We start from the raw sequence: 23,385 nt of genomic DNA on the forward strand, positions 1-23,385 counted from the left end.
GTAGGGCGGGTTGGCGGTGGCCTCGACGAAGGCCTGGGCGGCGGGCTCGAGGACCGGCGTGACGGGCGTGAAGGCTTCGGACATGTGACTCTCCTCGGGTCGGGTGCCGCGCACAGGGGCGGCCGGCGGTGTTCACCGGGGCGGCGGCACGAACAGAACAGTAGCGTGCGATTAAGTCGTGCGCTACTTATTTCTGGTCGACCTGTTCGTGTCCGATCTCTTCGTGTCCGATATCATCGGGTGCGATGCGTTTGGGCTCCATAGGGTCGAGGGGACCGGAAAGCTAAGGTGGTGAACGGCCATGAACGCCGCAGGAACCAGGAGTCGCCCCGTGGACCGCACCGCCGCCGAGCCGGCCGAGGGCTCGCTGCTCCTCGACGACCAGCTCTGCTTCGCGCTGTACGCCGCCTCCCGTGCGGTGACCGCGCGCTACCGGCCGCTCCTGGACGAGCTGGGGCTGACCTATCCGCAGTACCTGGTGATGCTCGTCCTGTGGGACCAGGACTCGGTGTCCGTGCGCGAACTCGGCGCCGCTCTGCAACTGGAGTCGAGCACGCTCTCCCCGCTGCTGAAGCGCCTGGAGGCGAGTGGGCTGGTCACGAGGGAACGGCGCCCCGACGACGAGCGGTCCGTGGCCATCCGGCTCACCGAGGACGGCGCCCGGCTCCGGGACCGCGCCCGCGGCGTCCCGGTCGCCATCGGCGACGCCATGGGCCTGACGCCCGAACAGGACGCCACGGCCAAGCAGTTGCTGCGCCTGCTCGCCGCGAACGTCTCCGACGGCTGACGGCCCCCGCACCGGGCGTCGTTCGGTGCCGTTGACCCGCATCCACCGCACGGCGACCAGGAGTTGTGACGATGACGCAAGCGACCGGCAGTGCCGGTGCCCCGAGGTACGGCTTCGTCGGGCTCGGGGTGATGGGGCAGCCCATGGCGCTCAACCTCGCCCGGGCCGGCGCCCCGCTCGTCGTGTGGAACCGGACCCCGGAGCGGGCGGAGGCCCTGCGCGCGGCCGGGGCCCGGGTGGCGGCGAGCGTCGAGGAGGTCTTCGCCCACGCCCGTGTCGTGTTCGTCATGCTCGTCGACGAGGCGGTGACGGACGCCGTCCTGGGCCGGGGCGGTCCGGGGTTCGCGAAACTGGTCGCCGACCGGGTCGTCGTGTCCACGGGCTCGACGGCACCCGAGTACGCCCGGGGACTCGCCGCCGACATCGAGGCCGCCGGCGGCCGTTTCGTCGAGGCCCCGGTCTCCGGGTCGCGCAAGCCGGCCGAGGCGGGCGAACTGGTCGCGATGCTCGGCGGCGACCCGGACGCGGTGGCGGAGGTGCGGCCGCTGCTCGCCCCGATGTGCCGGGAGGCCGTCCACTGCGGTCCGGCCGGGTCCGGCGTCCTCATGAAACTGGCCGTCAACCTCTACCTGGACACGACGCTCGCCGCCCTGGCCGAGGCCGTCCACTTCGCCCAGCGGCAGGGCCTGGACCTGGAGACCTTCCGTGCCGTCGTCGACTCCGGCCAGCTGGGCAGCGGCATCACCCGGGTCAAGGTCCCGATGCTCGCGGCCCACGACTTCACGGTGCAGGCCGCCACCGCCGACGCCTATGCCAACACCCGGCTCATCGCCGACGCCGCGCGAGCGGCCGGCATCGCCACGCCGATGCTCGACCTCAGCAGCGAGCTCTACGGCGAGAGCGTGCGGCTGGGCAACGCCCGCCTCGACATGTCCTCGGTCCTCAGTGCGATCGAGGCCCGCACGGACACCGCGGCGGCGCCGGTCACCGACTAGGCTCCGGGCATGCGGATCTCCGTCTCCTCCGACATGGACGAACCCGTCGCCCGCCTCCTCGTCGAGGAGCTGCGCCGCCGCGGCCACGACGTGCGCACGTACGGGGCCCTGGAACCCGGGGCCGACCCGCAGTGGGCCGTCTGTTCGGAGGCGGCCGCCCGCGACGTCGCCGCCGGCGCCGCCGACCAGGCCGTGGTGTGCTGCTGGACCGGCACCGGAGCCTCGATCGCGGCCAACAAGGTGCCCGGCGTCCGCGCGGCCCTGTGTGCCGACGCCTACACCGCCGACGGCGCCCGCCGCTGGAACGACGCCAACGTCCTGGCCATCGGCCTGCGCCTGACCTCGCAGCCGGTGCTCAAGGAGATCCTCGACGCCTGGTTCGCGGCCACGCCGAGCCAGGACGCCGAGGACCTCGGGAACGTGGCCCACGTCGGTCGCCTCGACGCGGGCCGCGGGACTGTCTAGGGAGTGTCCGGGATCAGTGGGCGCCGAGCCCGCCGCCGCCGAACGAGCCGCTGGAGCCCGGACTCCAGCGCGGGCGGTCCTTCGACGTGCTCGGTCTGGTCTGCTGGTTGCTGAGTTCGTACGGGGTGAGCGGACGGCCGCCCTTGGGTGTCAGGGGGATCTCCTCCGACTCGCGGTTCTCCCGGATCTCGTGCACAGCACCCTCCGGGGGCAGCTTCGGCTGCTCCTCGGGGCGCGGCCGGGGCGACTCGCGGTACTTGATCCGGTTGCCCAGCCAGAAGCCCCCGGCGAGCATCGCCAGCACGGCCACGGCCACCACGAAGAGCGCGAGACTGAGTAGGCCGCTGGGAGCGGCCAGCTGCATCGGTTCCGTACCCATAGCAGAGGAATACCCCTCCCAGAACGGTACGAACCGGACGCAATCGGTGACTGATCGTACGCAGCGTGCGACAGCAGGAGAAGACAGGGACCCGGGCAGGGGCAGGGCCAGGGTCAGGGCCAGGGGCGGGGACGAGGAGGGGGCCGGCGGGGGTCAGTGCGGGTCGTCGTGCACCGCGACCGGGCAGAGGCGGCAGCGGACGTCGACCACGCCCTCCACGGCGCGGGCCAGCCGTTCGGCGACCGGCGCCGGTTCCGGGCTGTCGATCCAGCCCGTCAGGGTGACGACCCCCTCGGTGACCTCGACCCGGATGTGGTCGGCGGAGAGCGGGAACAGGCGGTCGACGACCTCCCGGCGCACCTCCTCGGTCAGTTCCTCGTCCGCACGCAGGAACACCTTCAGCAGGTCGGCCCGGCTGACGATGCCCCTGAGCACGCCCGCACCGTCGACCACGGGCAGCCGCTTGACGCCGCGCCGGGCCATGGCCCGCGCGGCCTCCGCGACCGTGGCGTCGGCGTGCACGGTCACCGCGGGCGCGTTCATCAGCTCCCCTGCGGTCGCCCCGCCGGCCCTGGCCAGGCCGGCCGGCAGCTCCCGGGCGGCGAACCGGTCCGGGTCGCGGTCCCGGAACCCCTCCCTGGACAGCAGGTCTGCCTCGGACACGACGCCGATCACCCTGCCCCCGCCCTCCAGGACGGGCAGGGCACTGACCTTCCACCGGTCCATCAGCGTGACGACGTCCCGGAACGGTGCGTCGCGGCCCACGGCCACGGGGTTGCGGGTCATCACGTCGCCGACGGTGTGCGGGCTGCCGTGCATGGTCGCCTCCTCGGATCCCGCCGATCACGAGAGGGCGGGAAGGACGCCATCCGCTTCTCGCGGATCCTGATTGCGCGGTGCGCGACCACCGCCGGCCGCTTCCCCGCGTCACTGCGGGTCCTTCCCGTCACCTCCAGCACACCACGGGAACGCCCACGCCACCAGAGGCCACCGGCCCGGAATTCACCGCCCTCCCCGTACGTGCGGCCGGCGGCGGACCGTGTCATGCCGCCGGCCGCACTTCTCTGGCGGTGCGGCCGCCCGTCGCGCAGCGTGGAGGAGGGGCTGCCGAACGCCGGGGGAGAGCCCTAGGAGAGGTGGAACGCATGGAGCGGGATGTCACCGAGCGGCGGGTCGTGGTCGGCGTCGACGGATCGCCGTCCTCGTACGCGGCCCTGCGCTGGGCCCTGCGGTACGCCGGCCTGGTGGACGGCGTCGTCGAGGCGGTCGCCGTGTGGGAGCTTCCGGGGCTGTACGGATGGTCGGGTCCCGCCGTGGACATGGACCTCGACGCGGAGGAGGCCCGGAACCGGATGCGGCAGGAGCTGACCGACGTGCTCGGCGCGGACACGGCGGGCTCGGTCCGCTCCCACCTGGTGCACGGCAACACCACCGACGTCCTGCTGCGGGCCGCGGAGGGCGCCGAGGCCCTGGTCGTCGGGAGCCGCGGCCGGGGCGGGTTCGCCCGCGCACTGCTCGGTTCCGTCAGCCAGCAGGTGTGCCAGCACGCCAGCTGCCCGGTCGTGATCGTCCGCGCGGACCAGGCCTGATCCGGGGCCGGTGACCCGTGGTCGGTGGCCCGTGGTCGGTGGCCCGTGGTCGGTGGCCCGTGGTCGGTGGCCCGCGGCCGGTGGCCCGCGGCCGGTGGCCCGCGGTCGGTGACCGGCGGCCGGTGGCCGGCGGCCGGTGGCCCGTGGTCGGTGACCGGCGGCCGGTGACCGGCGGTAGGTGATCTGCGGCTGGTGACCCGCGGCGTTTGCCGGCGCCGGGTGCCGGTTACCCGGGCCGCATGACCTGGACGTCTTCTCGGCAGGATCCGTACCGGTTCCTGGAAGACCGGTTCGCGTGCGCGCAGGCGTGCACGGAATGCGCCCGGATGTGCGCGCTGCGGGCGGGAGTACGGGCTCCGGACGGGACCGCCGACGGCGAGGCGGACCGGCTGCGTCGCACCGGCATCAGGTGCGCCGAGGTGTGCGACGCCACCTGCCGGGCAGTGACCGAGGGGCCCGACCGGGACGCGGACGGCCTGCTCGTCCAGCTGGAGTGGTGCCGCACGGTCTGTCTCGACTGCGCGCGGGCCTTCGAGGCACGTCCGGGCGCCGAGCCCGGCGCGGCCGCCTGCCGGGCGTGCGCCGCGGCCTGCACGGACTTCATGGCGGCGCTCGGCTGACACCGGGGCCCGCGGACCGGCGACGCCGGTGCGAACGGCGGCCCCGGCGCCCGGGCGGCGCCGCACGGCGGCCGGACCGTCCCCGATGGGGGACCCGGCATGCCCCAGGAACGGGGAACTGCCCAGTGATCCATGGCCCGAACTACCGTCGGAGCGCGCGCGGGTGGCCGCCCCCCGACAGTCGTCGGCCGCCACTGGCGACGGCCGCTTCCCTGCCGCCGCAGGCTGCCACCGGTGCGCTCCGTGGCCTGTCCCCATCGGCCTTCGCCTTCCGCTAGGAGCCCATCGTCGTGAACAGCGGTCTTCTCGCCATGCCCGCGCTCCGTGCCGGTGCCGCCGCACCCCGACCTCCCGAAGCAGCACTGACCTGGACCGACCCGGTGACGGGACGCCAGGGATTCCTCGTCGTCGACCGGCTCGTCCGGGGCCTGGCCAGCGGTGGCCTGCGGATGCGCGAAGGCTGCCGTTACGAGGAGGTCAGGGAGCTGGCGGCGGCGATGAGCGTGAAGGAGGCGCTGCACTACGACCCCGCGGGCCGATATCTCCCGATGGGCGGCGCCAAGGGCGGGATCGACTGCGACCCGCTCAGCGGCGAGGCGCGCGGTGTGCTCTCCCGCTTCCTCGCGTTCATCCGGCCGTACGTGGCGAACCACTGGGCGACCGGCGACGATCTCGGCACCACCACGGAACTCATCGACGAAGTGCTGGGCGAACTGGGCGTGGACGGCTGCATCGCCCCGGTCGTGCGCACCCTCGACGACCCCGCGGCCGCGCGGCGACGATTCGCCGACGCCTTCGCCGTGGAGGTCGACGGCATCGGCCTCGCCGAACTCGTCGGCGGCTGCGGGGTCGCGGAGGCCGCCCTCACGGTCCTGGACCGGGACGGGATCCCGTGGTCGTCCGCCACCGCCGTCGTTCAGGGCTTCGGGGCCATGGGCGGGGCCACCGCACGGTACCTGCACGCGGCGGGCGTCCGGGTGGTCGGCGTCTCCGACGTCCACGGCACCGTCGCCAACCCGCGCGGCCTCGCCGTCGAGGACCTGCTGCGCCACCGGCGCGCGTACGGAACCGTCGACCGCGGCCGGCTCGGCCCCGACGACGTCCTCCTCGAACGCGACGCCTGCCTGGCGCTCGAAGCCGACGTGCTGGTCCCGGCCGCGACCTCGTACTCCATCCACGAGGCCAACCAGGACCGGATCGCCGCACGGTACATCGTGGAGGCGGCGAACCTCCCGGTGACGCCCGAAGCGGAGCGGCGACTGCTGCGGCGCGGCTGCGTCGTCGTCCCGGACGTCGTCGCCAACTCCGGGACCAACGCCTGGTGGTGGTGGGTGCTCTACGGCGACGTCGCCCCGGACGCGGCGGCCTCCCTGGCCAGGGTACGGACGGCGCTGCGCGCGCTGGTGACCGAGACCCTGCGGCTCGCCGAGGACGCGGTGTGCACGCCCCGCGAGGCCGCACGCCATCTGGCCGACGCCAGACGGGACGTCCTGCTGAGCCGGCCGGACGCCTGATGATCACCACACTGCTGGCCGCGGTCGCGGCGCTGGGGTGGGGAGCCGCGGACTACTGCGGCGCCCGCGCCTCGCGGACCGTGCCCGCCGGCCGGGTCGTCCTCCTCTCCCAGGTGCTGTCCCTCCCGGTGCTCGCCGGCTGGCTGGCGGCGACCACCGACCACGGACCCGACCTGACGGGCCTCGCCTGGGGATGCGCAGCCGGGGCCTTCGGAGTGCTGGGCCTGGTGCTGCTCTACCGCACGCTGGCGGCCGAGGGGATCGTGCTCGTCGCCCCGGTCACGGCGGTCACGGCGGCCGTCGTACCCCTGGCGGTCGGGCTGGCCCTCCAGGCATCTCCCGGGCCGTTGGCGCTGTGCGGCGTCTGCTGCGCGCTGCTGTCGATCGCGCTGGTGAGCCTGGTGGGGCGGGTCCGGCGGACCACCGTCGCGCTGCGCACCCTGCTGCCGGCCCTCGCGACGGGCGCGGCGCTCGGACTCCAGCTCGTCCTCGTCTCGCATCCGGGACCGGAGGCCGGCCTGTGGCCGCTGGCCGGCGCCCGCGCGGTCTCCATCCTGTGCGTGGCTCCGGGCGCCCTGCGCGGTCGGCCGGGGACCGGCGGCACGCCCGTGCCCTGGCTGCCCGTCGTGCTGTCCGGTGTCCTCGACACGGCGGCCTTCGCCTTCTGCCTGTTCGCCGCGGACCAGGGGCTGCTGAGTGTGGTCGGGTCGATCGTGTCGCTCTACCCGGCGGCCACCGTCGTCCTCGCTCTGGTCCTCGACGGCGAACGCGTGACGGTCCACCAGACGCTGGGGCTCTTCCTGGGGGCCGGGGCGCTGCTGCTCGTCAGCGTGTAGGGCCGTGGCGGCCGCGCGCCGACGGCCACGGACACCCCGGCACCCCCCGCGGGGGAGCAACCGGTCCGCCTCCCGGCCGACCCGGCCGAGTCGGCCCGTCCGCGCGGGTGACCGGGGCCACCGGCACCCGCGGCGAACCGATCTTGTCGGCCGTCCGTAGCTGTAGGTGAGGCCGGAGCCGGTGAACCGAGCGACGGAAGCCGTGCACCGACGTACGTCCGGTACGTCCGGGAAGGGCACGCCGTCACGGAAGGAGCAGTTCATGTCCCGCTGGGGGACCCTCTTCACGCGCCTGGCACCAGGCCGGGGCGAGCAGCCCGGCAGCGCGCCGGGAGAGCCCGACACGCCCGTCCTCGTCCACGAGTACGACGGGCTCACCCTGCTGCGCGCCACCGAACAGGCCGTTCCCGGCCCGGAGGAGGCGGCGGAACTCGCCCGCGCCCTGGGCGCCGAAGGGGGACCGGCCGTCGCCACCGTCGTCGTCGGAACCGACGGTCCGGTGCCGCCCGGGCTGTGGACCCGGCTGGGGGACGTCCTCGACGCCCTCCGGGACAACGGCACGACGACCGTCCGCCTGGTGGTCTCCGGCGCGGGAACCGGCGCCCCGGACCGGCCCGCCCTGGCCCAACGGATCGCCGACACCTGGGGGCTGGGCGTGATCGCGCCCGAGGGCGGCGCCCTGCTGGTCCCCGGCGGAACCCTCTTCGTCCCCGACGCACCCGGGCCGACCGGCGGCTGGCAGCTCTTCCAGCCCGGCACGGAACCGACCCCGCTGGGCGCCCGCCATCCCGCCCCCGGCTGGCAGTCCGCCTTCGCGACGCTGCCCGACCACACCGCCGCCGGACACGCCGTACGCCCCGTCCCCGCCGGCGTCCTCCTCCAGCCGCCGGGAACGCCGCCGCCCGTCCCCGGCGACCTGTGCTACGCGGTGCCCGTCGACCCCGCCCACCCCACCGTGCTGGTCGGCGTGCCCGGCCCCGGCGGCGGTGCCCGGATCCCCGCCGACGACCTGGCCGCGCTGCTCGCCGCGCTGCCGCCTGCGGTGCGCGACCAGCTCCGCGTGGCACCCGGCGCCGAGGGCGACCTGCTGCCCGTCGTCCAGCAGGTCACCGGCGCGCTGGACATCGAGGTCGAGGTGCTCACCGGGCCGCCGCTGGCGGTCCGCGCCGCCACACCGGCCGACGGGGACCTCGCCGCCGGGCCGGTCCTCGTCGACGGCACCGGCCGGCCGACCTGGCGGCCCTACGTCGAAGCGGTGATGTGCCGGCCCGGCACCACCGGCGACCAGGAGGGGACCCCCGCTCCCCGGCTGCTGCGCTGGCGGTCCCCGGTGCCCGACGCCCAGCTCCAGGACGCCGGCGTGGTCGGGCTGTCGGAGCGGTGGCAGGTCACCATGACCCGGTCGGGGCTCGCCCTGGGACCCGTCGGGCAGACCCTGCCGCTCGCCGGGCGGCCGGTGCTCGCCGACCAGCTCGCCGTCGAGATCGGCCCGTCGGACGAGCCGCTCGACGAGTCCTGCTGGGCCGCTCTCTCGCACGTCCTCGACTACCTCGACCCCGAGGCCCGCGAGTACGCCGTCCTGCACGCACCCGGCCGCTCGGCCGAGGAGAGCCGCATGCTGCGCCGGCTCGCCGTGCAGCACGGGGTCCGGATGCTGTGGCCGCCGACCGCCGGTGCCGACCCGCAGGCCCTGCCCGAGCCCGCGGAACCGCCCGCGCCGTCCGGCGGGGACACCCCGGCGCCGGACGGCTTCACCCTCTACCGCGACCGGATCAGCAGTATCGTCCAAGCCGCCAACGCGGGCCGCTACGACGACGCCACGGCCCTCGCCACGGCGCTGGAACGCGAGGCGTTCACCGCCCACGGCTCGGAGCACCCCACGGCCCTGCAGATCCGCCAGATCAGGGCCCATGTGATGCGGCTGGCCGGGCACAACGCCCTCGCGGCCGATCTCTACCGGCGCGTCGCCTTCAGCCTGCTGGTGACCGCGGGCCTGGACAGCGTCGACGCCGAGCAGGCCGCAGGCAACGCGGACGCGTGCTGGCGGGACACCGGCGACATCGCCCTCGCCCTGCGCATCGCCCCGTCGATCATCGCGCTGCGGCAGAAGCTGCCGGGCCCCGACGGCCGCTGGCTGCGGGCCGCGGAACGCTACCGCGACCAACTCGACACCGCCCACGCCACCGTGCCCGCATCGGAACTGCCGTCTGCGGTGCCGGTGCCGGTGCCGGTGCCGGTATCGGTATCGGGACCCGTGCCGACGGCACTCGTCGGGTCCGCCGGGTCCGCCGACCCCGTCCCGTCGGTCGCGGCCCCCGTCGCGGCCGTCGCGGCCGGTCCCGGGGTGTCCCCGGCGGTAGCGTCACCGGACCTGCCCCCGGCGGTCGTCCCGGCCGCCGATGCCGACAGGCATGCGGTGGTCACCGCGGCGGCCTCGCCGGTCGCGGCACCGGTGTCGACACCGACACCGACACCGGCACCGGCACCGGCACCGATTTCGGCTTCAGGCACGGTTGCTGCCGGAGCTGCCGGAGCTGCCGGAGCTGCCGGTGCCGCCGCGCGCACCGCCACACGGCCGGCACCGGCCTCGGCCGCCGCCGGGCCCGTGGCGTCACCGGCCGCGCCCGCCGCCCCGCGGGTCCGGCGGCCGGCGGCGTCGCGCGAGCTCGTCGCCGCGGTGCCGACCGCACCGTCCAGGGCCGCCGGGGTCCGCACCGTGCGGACCCCGGCCGTCGGCCCGGACATCGAACCCGCGGCCCCCACCGCCTGCTCGGCAGTGGCGGGCCGGCCCTGACGAGGAACCGACTCACTGCCGCGGGCTGGGCCGGGGACATCCCCCGTCCCGCCGACGGGCCCGACCGGCCGGACGGCCGTGACGGCGTCGCCGGCCCCGCCGCGGCGTGACACCGACCCGAAAGCGAGCGCGCGGATGGCAGAGGCAACCACCGGCAGGACCACCGCGGTTGACGCGACGGCAGGGATCCGGGTCGAGCAGCACGACGGCCTGCTGGTGCTCCGGTCCGCCGCCCCGGCACCCGCGGGCGAGGTCGACGACCTGGCCCGGGTGCTGCGCTGGTCGGGCGACCCCACGGTCACGCTGCTGTCCGACGCGGCGACGACGGCGGAGCCGGACTTCTGGCCCCGGCTGAGCGCGCTCCTCGACTCGCTCCGCGCGTCCGGCCACACCGCGGTGCGCCTGGCCATGCCCGGCGCGGGCGAGGAACGCCCGGGACACCTGGCGCCCGCCCGCCGGATCTCCGACAACTGGGGCATCACCGTGGAGGCCCCCGCAGCCGGCCTCCACCTGGTGGCCGGCGGCTCGCTGTACGCGCCCGACGGCCCCGGCCGGCGCGGCGGCTGGCTGGGCTTCGCCCCCGGCATGACACCGGTGCCGCTCGGCGCGCGCTGCCCGCGCCCCGTGTGGCAGCCCGCGCTGGACCTGGTGCCCGCCCGCACGGCCGGCGGGTACGTGACCGAGCACATCCCCGCCGGCCTGTATCTGCGGCCCGCGCGGGCGGCCGCTTCCGTGCCGGGCGATCTTTTCCACACCGTCCCGGTGGATCCCCGCCGGCTCACCGTGGTGGTGGGCGGCCTGCCGGGGGAGGAGGTACCGGCGGACGCCGCCGTCGAGGTGCTGTCCGCGCTGCCCGACGCGGTGCGCGACAGCGTCCGGCTCGCGCCCGGCGGTCCCCGGGACCTGCTGCCGCTGGCCCAGGAGCTGGCCGACCGGCTCGGGGCGGCGGTGGTGGCCGCCACCGGACTGCCGCTGCTCACCGAGGGGCCCGTCGCGGGTGCCCGCGGTGTCCGCTCCGTCGTGACGGGCGCGGACGGTGCGCCCGGCTGGCTGCCGTACGTCAACGCGGCCGAGTGCCGGCCGGCCGGCGCCACGGGCGCTCCCGCTCCCCGCCTGCTGGGCTGCGTGGCACCGCTGCCCGGCCCGGAGGGCACGTCGGACGACGGCTCGGTCCGCCTCACCGACCGCTGGCAGGTGACGGTGACCCGGGCGGGCCTGTGGGTCTGCGAACCGGGTGCGGTCCGCTCCGGGACCGGGCTCGCGGTCGGCCCGTACGGACCCGTCGTCGAGGCGGGTGTCCCGGGCCGGCCGGTCGACGACTCGCTGTGGCCCGCACTGGACCACCTCCTCACCTGCCTGCCGCCGCGGGTGCGGGCGACCGCCACGCTCCAGGTGTACGGCACCTCCCCGGCCGACGGTCCCCGGCTCCGCGACCTGACGACCCGCCACGGCCTGCGCACCGGGCCCGCCGCGCCCGCGGTCCCCGGCGGCCAGACGACCGTCCGCCACGCGCAGGCCCCGGCCGCCGGAGCCGCACTCGGCGTACGGCACGCCCCGCCGGACCCGGCCGGGCCGCTCCCTGCGCCGGACCCGGGCGAGCCGCGCGCCACCGCGGACCCGGGCGAGCCGCGTACCTCTGCGGCCGCCCTCGTACCCCGCACCTCGGCCGATCCGGTCGCCGCGCCCGATCTCGCCGGGGCCTGGGAGCACCTGATCCGGGGCCGGGAGGAGGCCGCGGTCCCCCGGGCACCGCTCGCCCCCGGCCCGCCCGCCGGACCCGATCTCGACGCGGCGTGGGAGCACCTGAGCCGGCGGCGCCCCACGACGGCCGTCGGCTCCGCGGACGGACAGCCGCCCCGGCCCGGCCCCGCCCGCCCGGACACCACCGAGCAGGTACGACCGGTGCCCGCCCGCTCCTCCTCCTTCCGCGCAGGACACCGCAGCAGCCCCGCGGAGCACACGGCCCTGCGGCTGCTCGCCGGACCGGCCTGGGAACGGCACGCGCCCGCCGTAGCCCGTGCGCTCACCCGGCTGCCGGCCCTGGCCGACGCGGAACGGGAGGCAGCCGAGGCCGACCTGACCGCGCTCCGGCTCTACCTCGACGACGCGGGCGGCCTGCTCGACCACCGTGCGCTGGCCGCGGCCTGCCACGGGCGCGACGACCGGCTCCTGCCGTTCGCCGCCTGCCTGGTGTCGGCGCTGCGCCGGCTGCCGACGCACCGGGGCGCGGTCCTGCGCGGCGCGGGCTCCGCGCTGCCCGAGGCGGTGGACCCGGAGACCGACCCGCTGCGGCCCGGCACCGTACTGAGGGACCGGGCCCCGCTCGGCGGCGTCCCGGCGGGCGCCGGAGGAGCCGGAGCGGGATGGCCGCGCGGTCCGCGCTACGCCGTCTGGTCGGTGACCGGCCGGCTCGCCCACCCGCTGTTCGCCGACCCCGAACGGCCCGAGGACGGCCAGGAAGTGGTGTTCGCCCCCGGCACCCCCTTCATGGTCCTCGACGTACGGCGCACCGGCCCGTCCCCGGTCGTCCTGCTGCGCGAACTGCCCGCCTCCGGCGGGGCCCCGGCGTCCAGACCGGGCCAGGCCGCGCACGAACCGGGCGAGGCGGACCGGGCCGCGCTCGCCGGCCTGGACGAGGCGCTCCGCGGCCGGGCCGCCCAGAGCACCGGCGGAGGCTGGCCGGAGCGGTGCGCGGGCCCGGTGGGAGAGGGCCCCTAGTACTCCAGCCGTAGGTTTGCTGGTGCGAGGTCCGATCGACCGTGCCTACGGGTGCGTGTCCGTGATCGCGATGACCTCGTCGAGGCGGTCCAGGGCGGCCTGCAGGTCGTCGACCTTGGCCTGGATGCGGTCGCGCTCGGCGCGCAGCATGGCTCGTTGCCCGGCGTCGGTGTGCCCGGTGTCCCAGCAGGGAAGGAGTTCCGCGATCCTTCGGCTGGTCAGACCGGCGGCGAACATCTGCTGGAAGAAGCGCACCAGGGTGGCGGTGTCCTGCCGGTAGAGGCGCTGGCCGGACGGGCTGCGCTCCGCGATGAGCAGCCCCTGCTGCTCGTAGTAGCGCACGGCGCGTACCGAGACGCCGGCGTCCCGTGCCACCTCGCCGATGCGGACCAGCCGCTCGGCCGCGGCCTCCGTGACGGTCATGGTGATTCCTCTCGCCCCGGTCCTGACGGCCGGCACTTGCCTCTGACGTCAACGTCAGGTTTTAGCGTACCGGGCATGGACATCAACAACTCCGTCGCCCTTGTCACCGGAGCCAATCGCGGTCTGGGCCGCGCCTTCGCCCAGCGTCTGCTCGAACGGGGCGCCCGCAAGGTCTACGCGACGGCTCGCCGGCCGGAGAGCGTGGACCTGCCCGGGGTCGACGTGCTGCCCCTCGACATCGCCGATCCCGTATCCGTGAGGGCCGCCGCCGAGGCCGCCCCGGACGTCTCGCTGCTCATCAACAACGCGGGGATCCAGACGGGCACCGACCTGGTGACCGGTTCGCTGGACGCGGTACGGCACGAGCTGGAGACCAACATGTTCGGCCACCTGGGAATGATCCGGGAGTTCGCGCCGGCGCTCGCCGGGAACGGTGGGGGCGCGATCGTCAACGTCCTCTCCGCCATGTCATGGTTCGGGGGCAAGGGCGCCAATGCCTACCACCTGACCAAGGCCGCCGCCTGGGCCATGACCAACGGCGTCCGCCTGGAACTCGCCGAGCAGGGCACGCTCGTCACAGCGGTGCACCTCGGCCTGGCCGACACCGACATGGCCGCGGGCTGGCCCGTGGCCAAGATCGCGCCGTCGGACCTGGCCGACGCGGCGCTCGACGGTGTCGAGGCGGGCTCCGCCGAGGTCCTCGCCGACCAGTGGAGTCGGGACGTCAAGTCCCGGCTGCCGCTGACGCCGGAAGAGTTCAACGACGGGATGAACCGCGCCCTGGCGGCGCTCACGGCGGCATGAGGGGCCCCTCGGACCCCACTGGCTTGGGGCGGTTGCTTCTGAGCGTTCTGAGCGCCGCAGTCGATTGATCCTCCAATCCTCCGTCTGCAGTCGCAGATCTTCATGGTGTGGCCTCGCGCCGGCGGCAGTGGCAGGCGCGGGCGCGAGGCCTGGTGTCGACGACGCCACAGGGACCAGTGCAGGCGATGGTCGCGGTGCTCGTCGGCACGGACGACGGCCAGGAAGGCGTGGGCGAGCATCGCGAGGGTCCTCCGGCGCAGCCGGGGAGTACGGCGGCGGACCCGGTGCTCGTCCAGTCCGGCGAGGCCCTTGCCGGCCTGGAAGGTCTCCTCGACCCTCAGCGGGTTCCGGCGACGCGGACCAGGTCGCAGCGGTACCGGCCGCGGGCTGAAACAGCGGTGACAGGCCACCTCGCCGGTGGTGCGGTTGCGGCGGACCAGCAGCCGGCAGGTGCCCGCCGAGTGGGTGGGGATCAGGTCGACGGCGGCCCAGTCGTCACAGCGCGGGCCTTTCGCGCCGGCGCCCGCGGACAGTTGCTGCCGGCCCCGTCGGGGCACCGTGCTCATCGGGCGGCACCGCTCAAGTCCCTTGCCCCGCAGGGGACTTTCGTCATGCCCGGAAGCGGGGCCCGCACAGGGACACCGGCCGCCGCTCCCGGGGACACCGGAATGGGGATCTGTCCGCCTCCCGTATGCCGTTGCGACGCTTACCAGGCCGGTATTACGCCACCCGGAGAGGAGCAGAACGGTGACCGACTTCAAGGTGACACCGGAGCAGATTTCGAGCGCCGCGGTGTCGTGCGACAGCAAGGCGGCCGAGATCCAGGACCAGTTGACGAACCTCAAGAACTACGTGGCCAACATGGAGGCCTCCTGGCAGGGCATAGCCCAGGACACCTTCCTGGCCCTCATGCAGGAGTACGACATCTACTCCCGCATGCTCCACGACGCGCTCACCGACATCGCCAGCGGCCTGCGCGGCAACTACGTCAACTACGGCGACGCCGAGCAGCAGAACATCAACTCGATCAACACCATCGAGGCCGGCCTCTCCAACGCCAACCTCGGCTGACACCCCGGCACAGCCACCGACCCGGCGGAACACCCAGCACACCAGGGAGTGATCATGGCAGGAAATGTCGACGGCGCGAACCTCGTGGTCAGGCCGGAGCTCGCGCACGCGGGCGACGACATCAACAAGATGGCCCAGACCATCGCGGACGAGCTGTACAACCTCAACAAGCAGCTCCAGCCGGTCCTCGCCGGCGGCGACTGGACCGGTGACGCGCAGCGGTACTTCGAGGGCCTGGAAGCGGAATGGACCTACGCCGCACACGGTCTCTTCGGCCCGGACGGCGTGCTCGGCGAGATCGCCCACGCGATGCACGTCAACTGGAACAACTACGCCGAGGCCGAGTGGTCCAACGGCCGTACCTGGCAGCACCACTGACCCGTCGCCCCGTGGCGGAACGCCCCGGCATCCCCTGAGGAATCGTCATCGTGGATGAGCACTGCCGTATCACCGTCGTCGGCGAGCGCCGGCGGGTGGACCTCGCGGTCCCCGCCGGCGCCCCGATCGTGAGCTACGCCGACACCCTGGCGCGTCTGTGCGACCAGCAGGAGTCCGACATCATGCCGGCGGCCTGGACCCTGGGCGCGGCGACCGGGAGTGCCTTCGCCCCCGAGTGGTCGCTCTCGGAGCTGGGCGTCACCGACGGCCAGGTCCTCTACCTGCGCGACGCCACCGCCGACGAACTGGACGACCCGGTCGTGCACGACGTCGCCGAGCGGGTCGCCGAGGTCTCCGGCGGCGTCCTGGACCGCCGCTGGGACGCCCGCTCCCGGACCCACACCCTGACCGTGCTCGCCCTCGGCTGGCTGGTCGCCACGCTGTTCGTGCTCGCCGTCCGGCACCCGCCCGGCGCGGGCCTCCTCCTGGACGTCGCGCCGGCGGCCGGTCTCGCGCTGCCCGTGCTGGCCTGGGTCGCGACGGAGCGCACCTGGCCCGTGCCGGCGGCGCTGCGGATGACGATGGCCCTGTGCGCGGTGCCCGCGCTCGCCCTGGGTGCCTGGTCCGCCGCCCTCGGCCAGGGGCTCCGGCCCCTCGGCCTGGAAGGGGTCATGACCCGGACCGGGCTGGCCGTGGCGGCCCTCGCCGTGGGCGCGCTGCTCGGTGCCTTCCTCGCCTCCGTGGCGGCACCGGCGGTGACCACCTCCGCGACCCTGTTCACGGCCGCCGCCGCGGCGGTGCTCGGCGTCGGTCTCGCGGCGCTGCGGGCGGACGGTGTCCAGGCGGCCTCGGTCGTCGCCGTGGCCGCGTTCGCACTGCTGACCGTCGTGCCGTCCGCCGTGAGCGGCACCGTGGCCTTCACCTGGCGGCGGGTCAGGATGCGGGTGCAGGAGGAGCCGCGCGACGACGAGGTCGCCGGCGCCGTACGTTCCGCCACCGTCCTGCTGGCCACCTGGAGCGGTGTCCTCAGCGTGGCTCTCGGCGGCGCCCTCGTGCTCATGGCGGCCTCCGCCTCCCCCTACGCCAACCTCGCGGCCGGGCTGCTGGGACTCGCGGTCCTGCTGCGTGCCGGGTCGGCCCGGCTGGTCGCCGAGGTGGTGCCGCTGCTGCTGGCCGGTGCGGCCGGGCTCTTCACCCTGCTGGCCACCGGCCCCGAGCGGTTCGGCTCGGCGACCTGGGCGGGCCCCGTGTGCAGCGCCCTGGTCGCGGCCGCGCTCCTGGTCTACGGCTTCCGGCGCATGATGCGCCGCCCGGACCTGCCGGCGATGGCCAGGCCCCGGTGGCTGGCCGGCTTCGGCTCGGTCCTGGCCGGCGGCAGTGTCGCGCTGGCGGTGGCGATGTTCGGCGCGTTCGGCGCGCTGGTCGGCCTGGGGCACCACATCTGACCGGGGATCACACGAGAGCGACCGCCGGCCCGCACACCTGCTGGTGCGGGCCGGCGGTCACGACGGGGGACGGGAAGGGCGGGACGCGATGTCAGGCGGCCAGGGCGGGGCTGCGGAACTCGTCGTCCTGGAGCAGGCCGAGCTCGATCGCCTTCCGGGTGAGGTCGGCCTTGTTGCGGACGTTCAGCTTGTTCCTGATCCGCTTCACGTAGGTGCTGACCGTGGCCTCCGTCAGCCCCATCCGACGGGCGATCTGACCGTGGGTCAGTCCGGTGGCCAGCAGCCTCAGCGCCTCCCGCTCGCGGTGCGCGAGAGCGGGCGCGGGGGTGCCGGCGGGCTGGCGCAGCTCGTGGTGGAGCCGGCCGGCGAGGCCGGGCGCCACATGCAGGCCGCCCAGCGCGACCGTCTCGACCGCGCGCAGCAGCTCCTCCTCGCCGGCCTGCTTGCCGACACAGCCGTAGGCACCGGCCCGCAGCGCGTCGGTCACCGGCTGCCAGCCCGAGAGGTCGGAGACCACCAGCACCCGTGCGCACTCCGTGAGCGCGGCCACGGTCCTGGCGAGCGACGGGCCGGGCTGCGGCGGTGCGCCGTAGACGATGACGTCCAGGCGCTGCGCGGCGGGCTCCGGCAGCTCCGCGGGATCGGCGGCCAACGCGACCACCCGCAGCAGCGCGCTGCCGGAGAGCAGGGTCTCCAGACCCAGGCGCACCAGACTGTGCTGCTCGACGACTGCGATCTGAGCAATCTGGGGGGACATTGCGCTCCTGCCATTCATCGGTTCCGGTGAATTCCTGAGTACGAACGTAGCCCCCGCGTCAGCCCCCGGCCCCGCCCTCGCCCCCGTGAGAGAAAACACGTGAACCCGCCGGTGGCCTCTTACGTAACTCAAGTCGGGTGCCCTGCGACCGAGTAGCCCGTCCGTGCGCCCGCACCACGGCTGTTCGCCCCGCCGTCCCGTTCCCATTCTCATTCCCGTTCCCATTCGCGTTCCCATTCCTGTTCCCTTTCCCAGGACTATTCAGACACTCAGCAATGAGGGGTGCTTTCCCGCATGATTGAAGAGGACTGGCGTGAGTTCTCCTCCGCGTTCGCCGAATCCGTGCGACCGGAGGACCCGCGCGGCCGGACCGGCAAGCGCATGCTCGTGGTGAGCGTCTCCACGCTCCTGGCCGTCGCCCTCGGCGCGCTGGTGTACGGCGCCCTCGGCGGCCCGGCCTTCGCCCTGCCCAGCGAGGTCAGGCCCATCGCCCCCAGCCCGGACGCCACGCCCTACCAGGCCGGCGGCCAGAGCGCCGGACAGACCTGGAAGGCCATCGCGGGCCCCGACTGCGCGGCGAGCAGCGACGGTTCGACCGGCTTCGCCGCCTACGGCTACTCCACCGGCACCGACGCCGACGGCACCACCGCCTGGACCCAGTCGGACAGCGGCGGCTACACCGGCGAGGCGTGCACCGGCGGCTACCTGTCCATGCCGGTCTCCGGCAAGGCGGACGGCTACGACGCCACCCGCTACGCGCTGTGGAAGTACGACTTCAGCTCCCGCTTCACGGTCGCGTCCTGCCGGGTCTCCAGCTACGTGCCCACCAACTCCTCCCGCACCCGGGTCGGCGGCTCGCCCGCGTACTTCTACTACTACGACGACGACTACACGGTCGGCACCGGCACCGGCACCGACAAGGAGCCCAAGGCGCTCGGCGGCTTCCTCGTCGACCAGACCGGCAGGACCCACCAGGGCCGCTGGTACACCTCGCCCGCGTTCACCGTGCGGACCGGCCGGGTCACCGTCAAGCTCGTGGACGCCGGGACGGAGCACGCCGACGCCGCCGAGGGCGTCCATGTAGCCGCCGCCCAGCTGCGGCTGACCTGCACCTCGACATGAGCGCCGGACTGCGCGTCGCCCCACGCGGCTGGGGCACGTACAAGACGATCGTCGCCGCCGTCCGCGAGGCCCCCGAGGGCGCCGTGATCTCCGTCCAGCCCGGCACGTACACCGAGAGCATCGTCCTGGACCGTGACGTCACCCTCGCCGCCGAGAAGGGCCGCGGCACGGTACGGCTCGTCGCGGGCGCCCACGGGCCCGCGCTCACCGTGCAGAGTCCCGGTGGCCGGGTGCAGGGCCTGGTCCTCGAAGGCCGCGGCACGGAACCGGCCGTCCTCGTCACCTCGGGCACGGTCGAGATCAACGGCTGCGAGATCACCGGCGGCGGCATCCAGGTCACCGGCACCGCCACCCCCGTCCTCCGGGACTGCGAACTCCACCACACCGGGGACATCGGGCTCTACCTCGGCGGCGACAGCCGGGCCGTGGTGGAGAACACCGGCATCAGCGACGTGGACGCCGTCGGCATCCTCGTCGACCACGGCGCGGCCCCCACCCTCACCCGGGTGTCGGTGACCCGCACCGGCGGCCACGGCATCCGCATCACCGGCTCCGCCCGCGCCGCCCTGGAACTGTGCGCCGTCACCCACACCGGCGCCGCGGCCGTCGCCGTGGACGACACCGCCCGGCCCGTGCTGCGGACCTGCCGGATCGGGGACAGCGAGGCCGGGGGAGTCGTCATCACCGGCGACGCCGGGGCCGACGCCGCTCCCGACGACGACACGGCCGGTGAAGCGCCGTCCGCCGGGGGCGAGTTCGGGGTCGCGCTGCGCGGCTGCGAGATCGCCCGCACCGGACGCGACGGCGTGCACGTCACCGGCCGGGCCGTCGCCTCCCTCGTCGACTGCCGGATCAGCGACATCCGCGCGGCCGGTGTCGTCGCCACCGGCGCCGGCCGGCTCCGGCTGCACGACACCACCACCACCGACACCGCCGGCTCCGGCCTCGCGGCCGGCGGCGAGGCGCAGGTGGAGGTACGCGGCGGAGCCTTCACCCGCTCCGGTGCCAACGGCGTCTACGCCTCCGACACCGCCCGCCTCACCCTCGTCGACTGCGCCGTCACCGTCTCCGCCTACACCGGGGTCCACGCCGGGGGCGGCAGCCGGGTGACGGTCCGCGACAGCCGCGTCCAGGGCACCCCGGAACACGGACTGCGCAGCGTCGACCAGGCCCTGCTGACCCTCACCGGCACCAAGGTCGACGACACCGAGCTGTGCGGCATCGAGGTCGACGGCGGCGACTTGGCCGCCCGCGGCTGCCGGATCACCAAGGCCGCCACCGGCATCGGCCTGCGCACCGACCACCGCCCCCTCGTCGACGACTGCTCGATCAGCTCCTGCTCCGGCGTCGGCATCGACATCGGCGCCGGCACCTCCGCACTCGTCGTCGACACCCGCGTCACCGGCACCGGCGCGGCCGGCGTCTTCGTCCGCGAGGGCGCCGCCGCCTGGCTCACCGACTGCTCCGTCACCGACACCAAGGGCACCGGCCTCGTCGTCCAGGCGAAGGCCAGGCCCCGGGTCCGCGGCACCACCGTCACCGGCACCGCGAAGAACGGCCTCTACATCGCCGACAACGCGGCAGGCCGCTTCGAGGACTGCGACATCAGCGCCACCGGCTTCCCCGCCGTCTACATCGGCAGCGAAGCCACCCCCCTCCTGCGCGGCTGCCGTGTCCACGACACCGACGAGGACCTCAAACTCGCCGACGGCGCCGAACCGGTGATCGAACGCTGCCGGGTCGACGACGTGAAGATCAGCACGATGCCGGAGGAGGCACTGGGCGGCGAACCCCTGCCCGCGCCGGGCGGCGCCGGGGCCCTCGCGGTGGCACCGGGCGGGCAGGCCGCCGGCCGCGGGGCGACGGACGGCAAGAGCACCGGAACCCGGCAGACCCGCGCCGAGAGCCTCTCCGAAGTCCTGGCCGAACTCGACGACCTGATCGGCCTGGAGAGCGTCAAACAGGACGTCAGCACCATGGTCAAGGTCATGCAGCTGGTCCGCCGGCGCACCGAGGCGGGCCTCGCCGCCCCGCCCCTCAGCCGCCACCTGGTCTTCGCCGGCAACCCCGGCACCGGCAAGACGACGGTGGCCCGCCTGTACAGCCGCGTCCTCGCCGCACTCGGCCTGCTCTCCCGCGGCCACCTGGTCGAGGCCGACCGTGCGTCCCTGGTCGGCGAGTACGTCGGCCACACCGCCCCCAAGACCACCGCCGTCTTCAAGCGGGCCCTCGGCGGCGTCCTGTTCATCGACGAGGCGTACGCCCTCACTCCCGCCGGCCAGGGCAACGACTACGGCCGCGAGGCCATCGCGACCCTGGTCAAACTCATGGAGGACCACCGCGACGACGTCGTCGTCATCGTGGCCGGGTACCCCGACGAGATGGAGCGCTTCGTCGACATCAACCCCGGCCTGGCCTCCCGCTTCACCCGCACGCTGATGTTCGACGACTACGGCAGCGAAGAGCTGGGCCGGATCGTCGAGTTCCACGCGGCCCAGCACGAGTACGAGCTGCCGCAGGACACCCGCGAGGCCCTGCTAGCCTACTTCGGCGCGCTGGTCCGCGACGACCGCTTCGGCAACGGCCGTACCGCCCGCCAGATCTTCCAGCGCATGACGGAACGGCACGCGCAGCGGGTCGTGGACTTGGTGGAGCCGACCACGGAGGACCTGGTGACCCTGCTGCCGGACGACCTGCCGGCCACCGCTGTCGGATGAAGGGTGCCCGGGCAGGGCACACGGAAGGGCGCCCGGCCGAGAAACCAGGCCGGGCGCCCTTCCGCAGCCACTCTCCGCGCTAGATCGCCGAGGGCGAATCCGCGTCGCTCTGCTGGAACATCGACTGAGAAGTGGACGGATCCATGGACGACTTCGCGTCTGTTTCCGCATAGGTCTGGCCGGCGTTGTTCAGCAACGCGGTGAAGGAGCCCATCAGTTCGATGCCGCCGGCACCGTCCTGCATGACCTTCGTCAGCTGCGGGTTGATCGCCTCGGCGAACTGGGCTCCGCTTTCGGCGAGTTCGTCCGGGACCCAGCTCGCCATCCGGCCGCTGACCTGAAGGTGACCGTCCTGCTGACCGAACAGATTGGGATCGTCGATAGCGGCCTGCACCTTGGTCCGAAGCGTTTCGTACGCGCTGGTCATGTTCGAGACGGCATCGAGGAACGTCTGCTCCGCGGAACGCAGCGCACCCAGGTCGATCGAGAAGGCGTTGGTGTCCGGAAGCGGAGGGGGGCCGCTGTCCCCGCCCCCAGGGTCGGTGGGCATCAGGTCGGGGGACGTGGTGTAGGCCATGCTCAGTTTCGGCATGGTCACCATGTCGGCCGGCGTGTCGTCGGTGTCCGAGTCGTCGGGCGGATTGGACGTCGCCGTGACCCCGTAGACATCGGCGTAGGTCTCGGCCGCGTCCTCCTCGTCGCCGTGATCACTCGCGTCCGGGTCTACGTTCGGTACCCAGGGGTCGCTCTGGTATTGCGATGCGTGAGGGCTTACGTCGTCGCTGTCGCTGTCGCCCATGGGACACCCCGCTTTCTTCGGTCACCGGCCTTCTGAACGACCTGTCCATGGTGCCGTGATATCGAGCGCCGCTCGACGTCCCTTTTCCAGGACGTCCCCCGTCAGGAACAAGGAACTACGAAATCCCTTGCCGCCCCACGACTCTTAACGTGCGGACACATATGGAGTCGCCGACGGGGCGGGGAGAGGAGACCGGTCGAAATGGCGCATGCGCACACCGACGGCGAGGCGTTGATTCCGCTGGACCGGGGGCTGTTCGAACCCGGGAGCGCTTCGCCGGGCCAGGATGACGCCGTCCCGGAACCGGAACCGGAACCGGAACCGGTGGCCGACGGTCACGGATCCGTTCCCGGGGAGGTCGGTCAATCCCCCGATGACGGTTCACTGATTCACCTGGACAGGGACTTCTTCACCCCGGCAACGAGGGGGTCCCACGCGAGCGGCCATGACGGCCACGGAGCCCACGAGAGCCATGACGGCCGGGCGCACGGTGAGGGCCACCCGCCGGTGGACCACGCGGACGCCGGCGGCGCGCAGCTCACGGTACCGGCGTCCGCGTCGCACGAGGGCGGGGCGGGCGAGACCCATGCGTCGGCCTCCACGCCCGCGTCCACATCCCCGGAAATGCGGGAAGCGGGCAGGACGGAGGCGACCCCGGACGCCGGCGACACGGATCCAGGGCAGACCACATCGCACGGCCAGGACCTCACCGAACGGACCGTCGACGGCCGGCACCTGCTGGGCTCCGAAACGCAGGACGGCGGCTGGATCTCCCAGGACGGCACGGTCTACGTCGCCGGCGACGGCACGGTGGAGCACGGCCTGACGTCACCGGACGGCGCGTTCCTGGCAAACGGCGAAGTACGGCAGATCGACGGCGACTCGGTTTACGGGACCCGACTGGACGACGGGTCGTTCCTCTCCGAAGACGGAAAGACGATGGTCACGGCCGACGGTGTGGTCGAGCACGGCCGCACCTCACCGGATGGGCAGTTCCTCACGGAGCACACCGTTGACGGTCAGGCGGTGTGGGGTTCGGACACCCAGGACGGTGGGTGGATTTCCGAGGACGGGTCGACCTATGTCTCGTCGGACGGGGAAGTGGAGCACGGCCTGACAGCGCCGGATGGTTCGTTTCTGGCGAATGGTGAGGTGCGGGAGGTTGATGGTCA

21 protein-coding genes and 1 pseudogene are annotated in these 23,385 nt (G+C 74.2%); 16 read left to right on the forward strand and 6 right to left on the reverse strand.

Annotated features, from left to right (window positions below; genetic code table 11):
* The first annotated feature begins 301 nt into the window (after positions 1-301).
* The 3 genes from ACFZB3_RS39680 to ACFZB3_RS39690 all read left to right on the forward strand — a co-directional run bounded on the left by ACFZB3_RS39680 (position 302) and on the right by ACFZB3_RS39690 (position 2,247).
* Entirely contained in the window at positions 302-787 is a 486-nt protein-coding gene (locus ACFZB3_RS39680) for a MarR family transcriptional regulator (RefSeq protein ID WP_391385607.1), read from the forward strand.
* Between the two features lie 71 nt (positions 788-858).
* Positions 859-1,782 carry an NAD(P)-binding domain-containing protein gene (locus ACFZB3_RS39685; RefSeq protein WP_391385611.1) on the forward strand — a complete coding sequence of 308 codons (924 nt, stop codon included), beginning with the start codon at positions 859-861 and terminating at the stop codon, positions 1,780-1,782.
* Between the two features lie 9 nt (positions 1,783-1,791).
* Entirely contained in the window at positions 1,792-2,247 is a 456-nt protein-coding gene (locus ACFZB3_RS39690; protein WP_391385613.1) for an RpiB/LacA/LacB family sugar-phosphate isomerase, read from the forward strand.
* A gap of 13 nt (positions 2,248-2,260) precedes the next feature.
* Here ACFZB3_RS39690 and ACFZB3_RS39695 read toward each other — a convergent pair whose 3' ends face one another.
* Together ACFZB3_RS39695 and ACFZB3_RS39700 are read right to left on the reverse strand one after the other, a co-directional pair.
* The gene (locus ACFZB3_RS39695) at positions 2,261-2,626 is read right to left on the reverse strand and encodes a DUF6479 family protein (RefSeq protein WP_391385616.1); all 366 of its coding nucleotides are present in this window, start codon (positions 2,624-2,626) and stop codon (positions 2,261-2,263) included.
* Positions 2,627-2,779: 153 nt separating this feature from the next.
* Complete coding sequence (locus tag ACFZB3_RS39700; protein ID WP_391385619.1) at positions 2,780-3,445, reverse strand: CBS domain-containing protein; 666 nt, start codon at positions 3,443-3,445, stop codon at positions 2,780-2,782.
* A 326-nt stretch (positions 3,446-3,771) separates the two neighbouring features.
* Between ACFZB3_RS39700 and ACFZB3_RS39705 the strand changes: the two genes are divergently transcribed.
* The 6 genes from ACFZB3_RS39705 (at position 3,772) to ACFZB3_RS39730 (ending at position 12,697) form a co-directional block, all read left to right on the forward strand.
* A complete protein-coding gene (locus ACFZB3_RS39705) occupies positions 3,772-4,215 on the forward strand; it encodes a universal stress protein (RefSeq protein ID WP_391385622.1) in 444 nt (147 codons plus the stop codon).
* Between the two features lie 239 nt (positions 4,216-4,454).
* Positions 4,455-4,835 (forward strand): ferredoxin, encoded by a 381-nt coding sequence (locus ACFZB3_RS39710; RefSeq protein ID WP_391385625.1) that lies wholly within the window; start codon positions 4,455-4,457, stop codon positions 4,833-4,835.
* Positions 4,836-5,146: 311 nt separating this feature from the next.
* The gene (locus ACFZB3_RS39715; protein ID WP_391386150.1) at positions 5,147-6,349 is read left to right on the forward strand and encodes a Glu/Leu/Phe/Val dehydrogenase dimerization domain-containing protein; all 1,203 of its coding nucleotides are present in this window, start codon (positions 5,147-5,149) and stop codon (positions 6,347-6,349) included.
* The gene (locus ACFZB3_RS39720) at positions 6,349-7,185 is read left to right on the forward strand and encodes an EamA family transporter (RefSeq protein WP_391385628.1); all 837 of its coding nucleotides are present in this window, start codon (positions 6,349-6,351) and stop codon (positions 7,183-7,185) included. The genes ACFZB3_RS39715 and ACFZB3_RS39720 overlap by 1 nt, the downstream gene beginning before the upstream one ends.
* A 262-nt stretch (positions 7,186-7,447) precedes the next feature.
* The gene (locus tag ACFZB3_RS39725; protein ID WP_391385632.1) at positions 7,448-9,979 is read left to right on the forward strand and encodes a hypothetical protein; all 2,532 of its coding nucleotides are present in this window, start codon (positions 7,448-7,450) and stop codon (positions 9,977-9,979) included.
* Positions 9,980-10,114: 135 nt separating this feature from the next.
* Positions 10,115-12,697: a hypothetical protein gene (locus ACFZB3_RS39730; protein ID WP_391385635.1), complete on the forward strand. Its 2,583-nt coding sequence runs from the start codon at positions 10,115-10,117 to the stop codon at positions 12,695-12,697.
* A 45-nt stretch (positions 12,698-12,742) separates the two neighbouring features.
* On the opposite strand, the gene ACFZB3_RS39735 is transcribed toward ACFZB3_RS39730, so the two are convergent.
* Complete coding sequence (locus ACFZB3_RS39735; RefSeq protein ID WP_391385638.1) at positions 12,743-13,120, reverse strand: MerR family transcriptional regulator; 378 nt, start codon at positions 13,118-13,120, stop codon at positions 12,743-12,745.
* A gap of 75 nt (positions 13,121-13,195) precedes the next feature.
* Between ACFZB3_RS39735 and ACFZB3_RS39740 the strand changes: the two genes are divergently transcribed.
* Positions 13,196-13,924, forward strand: a complete 729-nt coding sequence (locus ACFZB3_RS39740) for an SDR family oxidoreductase (RefSeq protein ID WP_391385641.1) — start codon at positions 13,196-13,198, stop codon at positions 13,922-13,924.
* A gap of 100 nt (positions 13,925-14,024) precedes the next feature.
* Here ACFZB3_RS39740 and ACFZB3_RS39745 read toward each other — a convergent pair.
* A pseudogene (locus ACFZB3_RS39745) lies at positions 14,025-14,481 on the reverse strand (IS701 family transposase); the annotation flags it as partial.
* Positions 14,482-14,671: 190 nt separating this feature from the next.
* On the opposite strand from ACFZB3_RS39745, the gene ACFZB3_RS39750 reads away from it, so the two are divergent.
* From ACFZB3_RS39750 to ACFZB3_RS39760, 3 genes are read left to right on the forward strand one after another with little or no spacing between them, the layout of a single operon-like run.
* Complete coding sequence (locus ACFZB3_RS39750) at positions 14,672-14,995, forward strand: WXG100 family type VII secretion target (protein ID WP_391385644.1); 324 nt, start codon at positions 14,672-14,674, stop codon at positions 14,993-14,995.
* 54 nt (positions 14,996-15,049) lie between these two features.
* Positions 15,050-15,373: a WXG100 family type VII secretion target gene (locus ACFZB3_RS39755; protein WP_391385647.1), complete on the forward strand. Its 324-nt coding sequence runs from the start codon at positions 15,050-15,052 to the stop codon at positions 15,371-15,373.
* 50 nt (positions 15,374-15,423) lie between these two features.
* Positions 15,424-16,818 (forward strand): EsaB/YukD family protein, encoded by a 1,395-nt coding sequence (locus tag ACFZB3_RS39760; RefSeq protein ID WP_391385650.1) that lies wholly within the window; start codon positions 15,424-15,426, stop codon positions 16,816-16,818.
* Between the two features lie 91 nt (positions 16,819-16,909).
* Here the strand turns inward: ACFZB3_RS39760 and ACFZB3_RS39765 are convergent, their stop codons facing one another.
* Positions 16,910-17,575 carry a LuxR C-terminal-related transcriptional regulator gene (locus ACFZB3_RS39765; RefSeq protein ID WP_391385653.1) on the reverse strand — a complete coding sequence of 222 codons (666 nt, stop codon included), beginning with the start codon at positions 17,573-17,575 and terminating at the stop codon, positions 16,910-16,912.
* Positions 17,576-17,869: 294 nt separating this feature from the next.
* On the opposite strand from ACFZB3_RS39765, the gene ACFZB3_RS39770 reads away from it, so the two are divergent.
* Together ACFZB3_RS39770 and ACFZB3_RS39775 are read left to right on the forward strand one after the other, a co-directional pair.
* Positions 17,870-18,697, forward strand: coding sequence for a hypothetical protein (locus tag ACFZB3_RS39770; RefSeq protein WP_391385656.1), 828 nt, complete (start codon positions 17,870-17,872; stop codon positions 18,695-18,697).
* On the forward strand, positions 18,694-21,414 hold the full coding sequence (locus tag ACFZB3_RS39775; protein WP_391385659.1) for a right-handed parallel beta-helix repeat-containing protein: 2,721 nt from the start codon (positions 18,694-18,696) through the stop codon (positions 21,412-21,414). The genes ACFZB3_RS39770 and ACFZB3_RS39775 overlap by 4 nt, the downstream gene beginning before the upstream one ends.
* 79 nt (positions 21,415-21,493) lie before the next feature.
* On the opposite strand, the gene ACFZB3_RS39780 is transcribed toward ACFZB3_RS39775, so the two are convergent.
* The gene (locus ACFZB3_RS39780) at positions 21,494-22,213 is read right to left on the reverse strand and encodes a hypothetical protein (RefSeq protein WP_391385662.1); all 720 of its coding nucleotides are present in this window, start codon (positions 22,211-22,213) and stop codon (positions 21,494-21,496) included.
* Positions 22,214-22,414: 201 nt separating this feature from the next.
* On the opposite strand from ACFZB3_RS39780, the gene ACFZB3_RS39785 reads away from it, so the two are divergent.
* The coding region (locus tag ACFZB3_RS39785; protein ID WP_391385666.1) for a hypothetical protein at positions 22,415-23,385 on the forward strand (971 nt) is incomplete at its 3' end.

The organism is Streptomyces sp. NPDC008092, assembly GCF_042957285.1.
Taxonomy (GTDB): Bacteria; Actinomycetota; Actinomycetes; order Streptomycetales; family Streptomycetaceae; genus Streptomyces.

Excerpts from the sequence above, each read along its gene's own strand:
- ACFZB3_RS39680 (WP_391385607.1), top strand. The coding sequence starts at position 302 with ATGAACGCCGCAGGAACCAGGAGTCGCCCCGTGGACCGCACCGCCGCC.
- ACFZB3_RS39685 (WP_391385611.1), top strand. The coding sequence starts at position 859 with ATGACGCAAGCGACCGGCAGTGCCGGTGCCCCGAGGTACGGCTTCGTC.
- ACFZB3_RS39690 (WP_391385613.1), top strand. The coding sequence starts at position 1,792 with ATGCGGATCTCCGTCTCCTCCGACATGGACGAACCCGTCGCCCGCCTC.
- ACFZB3_RS39695 (WP_391385616.1), bottom strand. The coding sequence starts at position 2,626 with ATGGGTACGGAACCGATGCAGCTGGCCGCTCCCAGCGGCCTACTCAGT.
- ACFZB3_RS39700 (WP_391385619.1), bottom strand. The coding sequence starts at position 3,445 with ATGCACGGCAGCCCGCACACCGTCGGCGACGTGATGACCCGCAACCCC.
- ACFZB3_RS39705 (WP_391385622.1), top strand. The coding sequence starts at position 3,772 with ATGGAGCGGGATGTCACCGAGCGGCGGGTCGTGGTCGGCGTCGACGGA.
- ACFZB3_RS39710 (WP_391385625.1), top strand. The coding sequence starts at position 4,455 with ATGACCTGGACGTCTTCTCGGCAGGATCCGTACCGGTTCCTGGAAGAC.
- ACFZB3_RS39715 (WP_391386150.1), top strand. The coding sequence starts at position 5,147 with ATGCCCGCGCTCCGTGCCGGTGCCGCCGCACCCCGACCTCCCGAAGCA.
- ACFZB3_RS39720 (WP_391385628.1), top strand. The coding sequence starts at position 6,349 with ATGATCACCACACTGCTGGCCGCGGTCGCGGCGCTGGGGTGGGGAGCC.
- ACFZB3_RS39725 (WP_391385632.1), top strand. The coding sequence starts at position 7,448 with ATGTCCCGCTGGGGGACCCTCTTCACGCGCCTGGCACCAGGCCGGGGC.
- ACFZB3_RS39730 (WP_391385635.1), top strand. The coding sequence starts at position 10,115 with ATGGCAGAGGCAACCACCGGCAGGACCACCGCGGTTGACGCGACGGCA.
- ACFZB3_RS39735 (WP_391385638.1), bottom strand. The coding sequence starts at position 13,120 with ATGACCGTCACGGAGGCCGCGGCCGAGCGGCTGGTCCGCATCGGCGAG.
- ACFZB3_RS39740 (WP_391385641.1), top strand. The coding sequence starts at position 13,196 with ATGGACATCAACAACTCCGTCGCCCTTGTCACCGGAGCCAATCGCGGT.
- ACFZB3_RS39755 (WP_391385647.1), top strand. The coding sequence starts at position 15,050 with ATGGCAGGAAATGTCGACGGCGCGAACCTCGTGGTCAGGCCGGAGCTC.
- ACFZB3_RS39765 (WP_391385653.1), bottom strand. The coding sequence starts at position 17,575 with ATGTCCCCCCAGATTGCTCAGATCGCAGTCGTCGAGCAGCACAGTCTG.
- ACFZB3_RS39770 (WP_391385656.1), top strand. The coding sequence starts at position 17,870 with ATGATTGAAGAGGACTGGCGTGAGTTCTCCTCCGCGTTCGCCGAATCC.
- ACFZB3_RS39775 (WP_391385659.1), top strand. The coding sequence starts at position 18,694 with ATGAGCGCCGGACTGCGCGTCGCCCCACGCGGCTGGGGCACGTACAAG.
- ACFZB3_RS39780 (WP_391385662.1), bottom strand. The coding sequence starts at position 22,213 with ATGGGCGACAGCGACAGCGACGACGTAAGCCCTCACGCATCGCAATAC.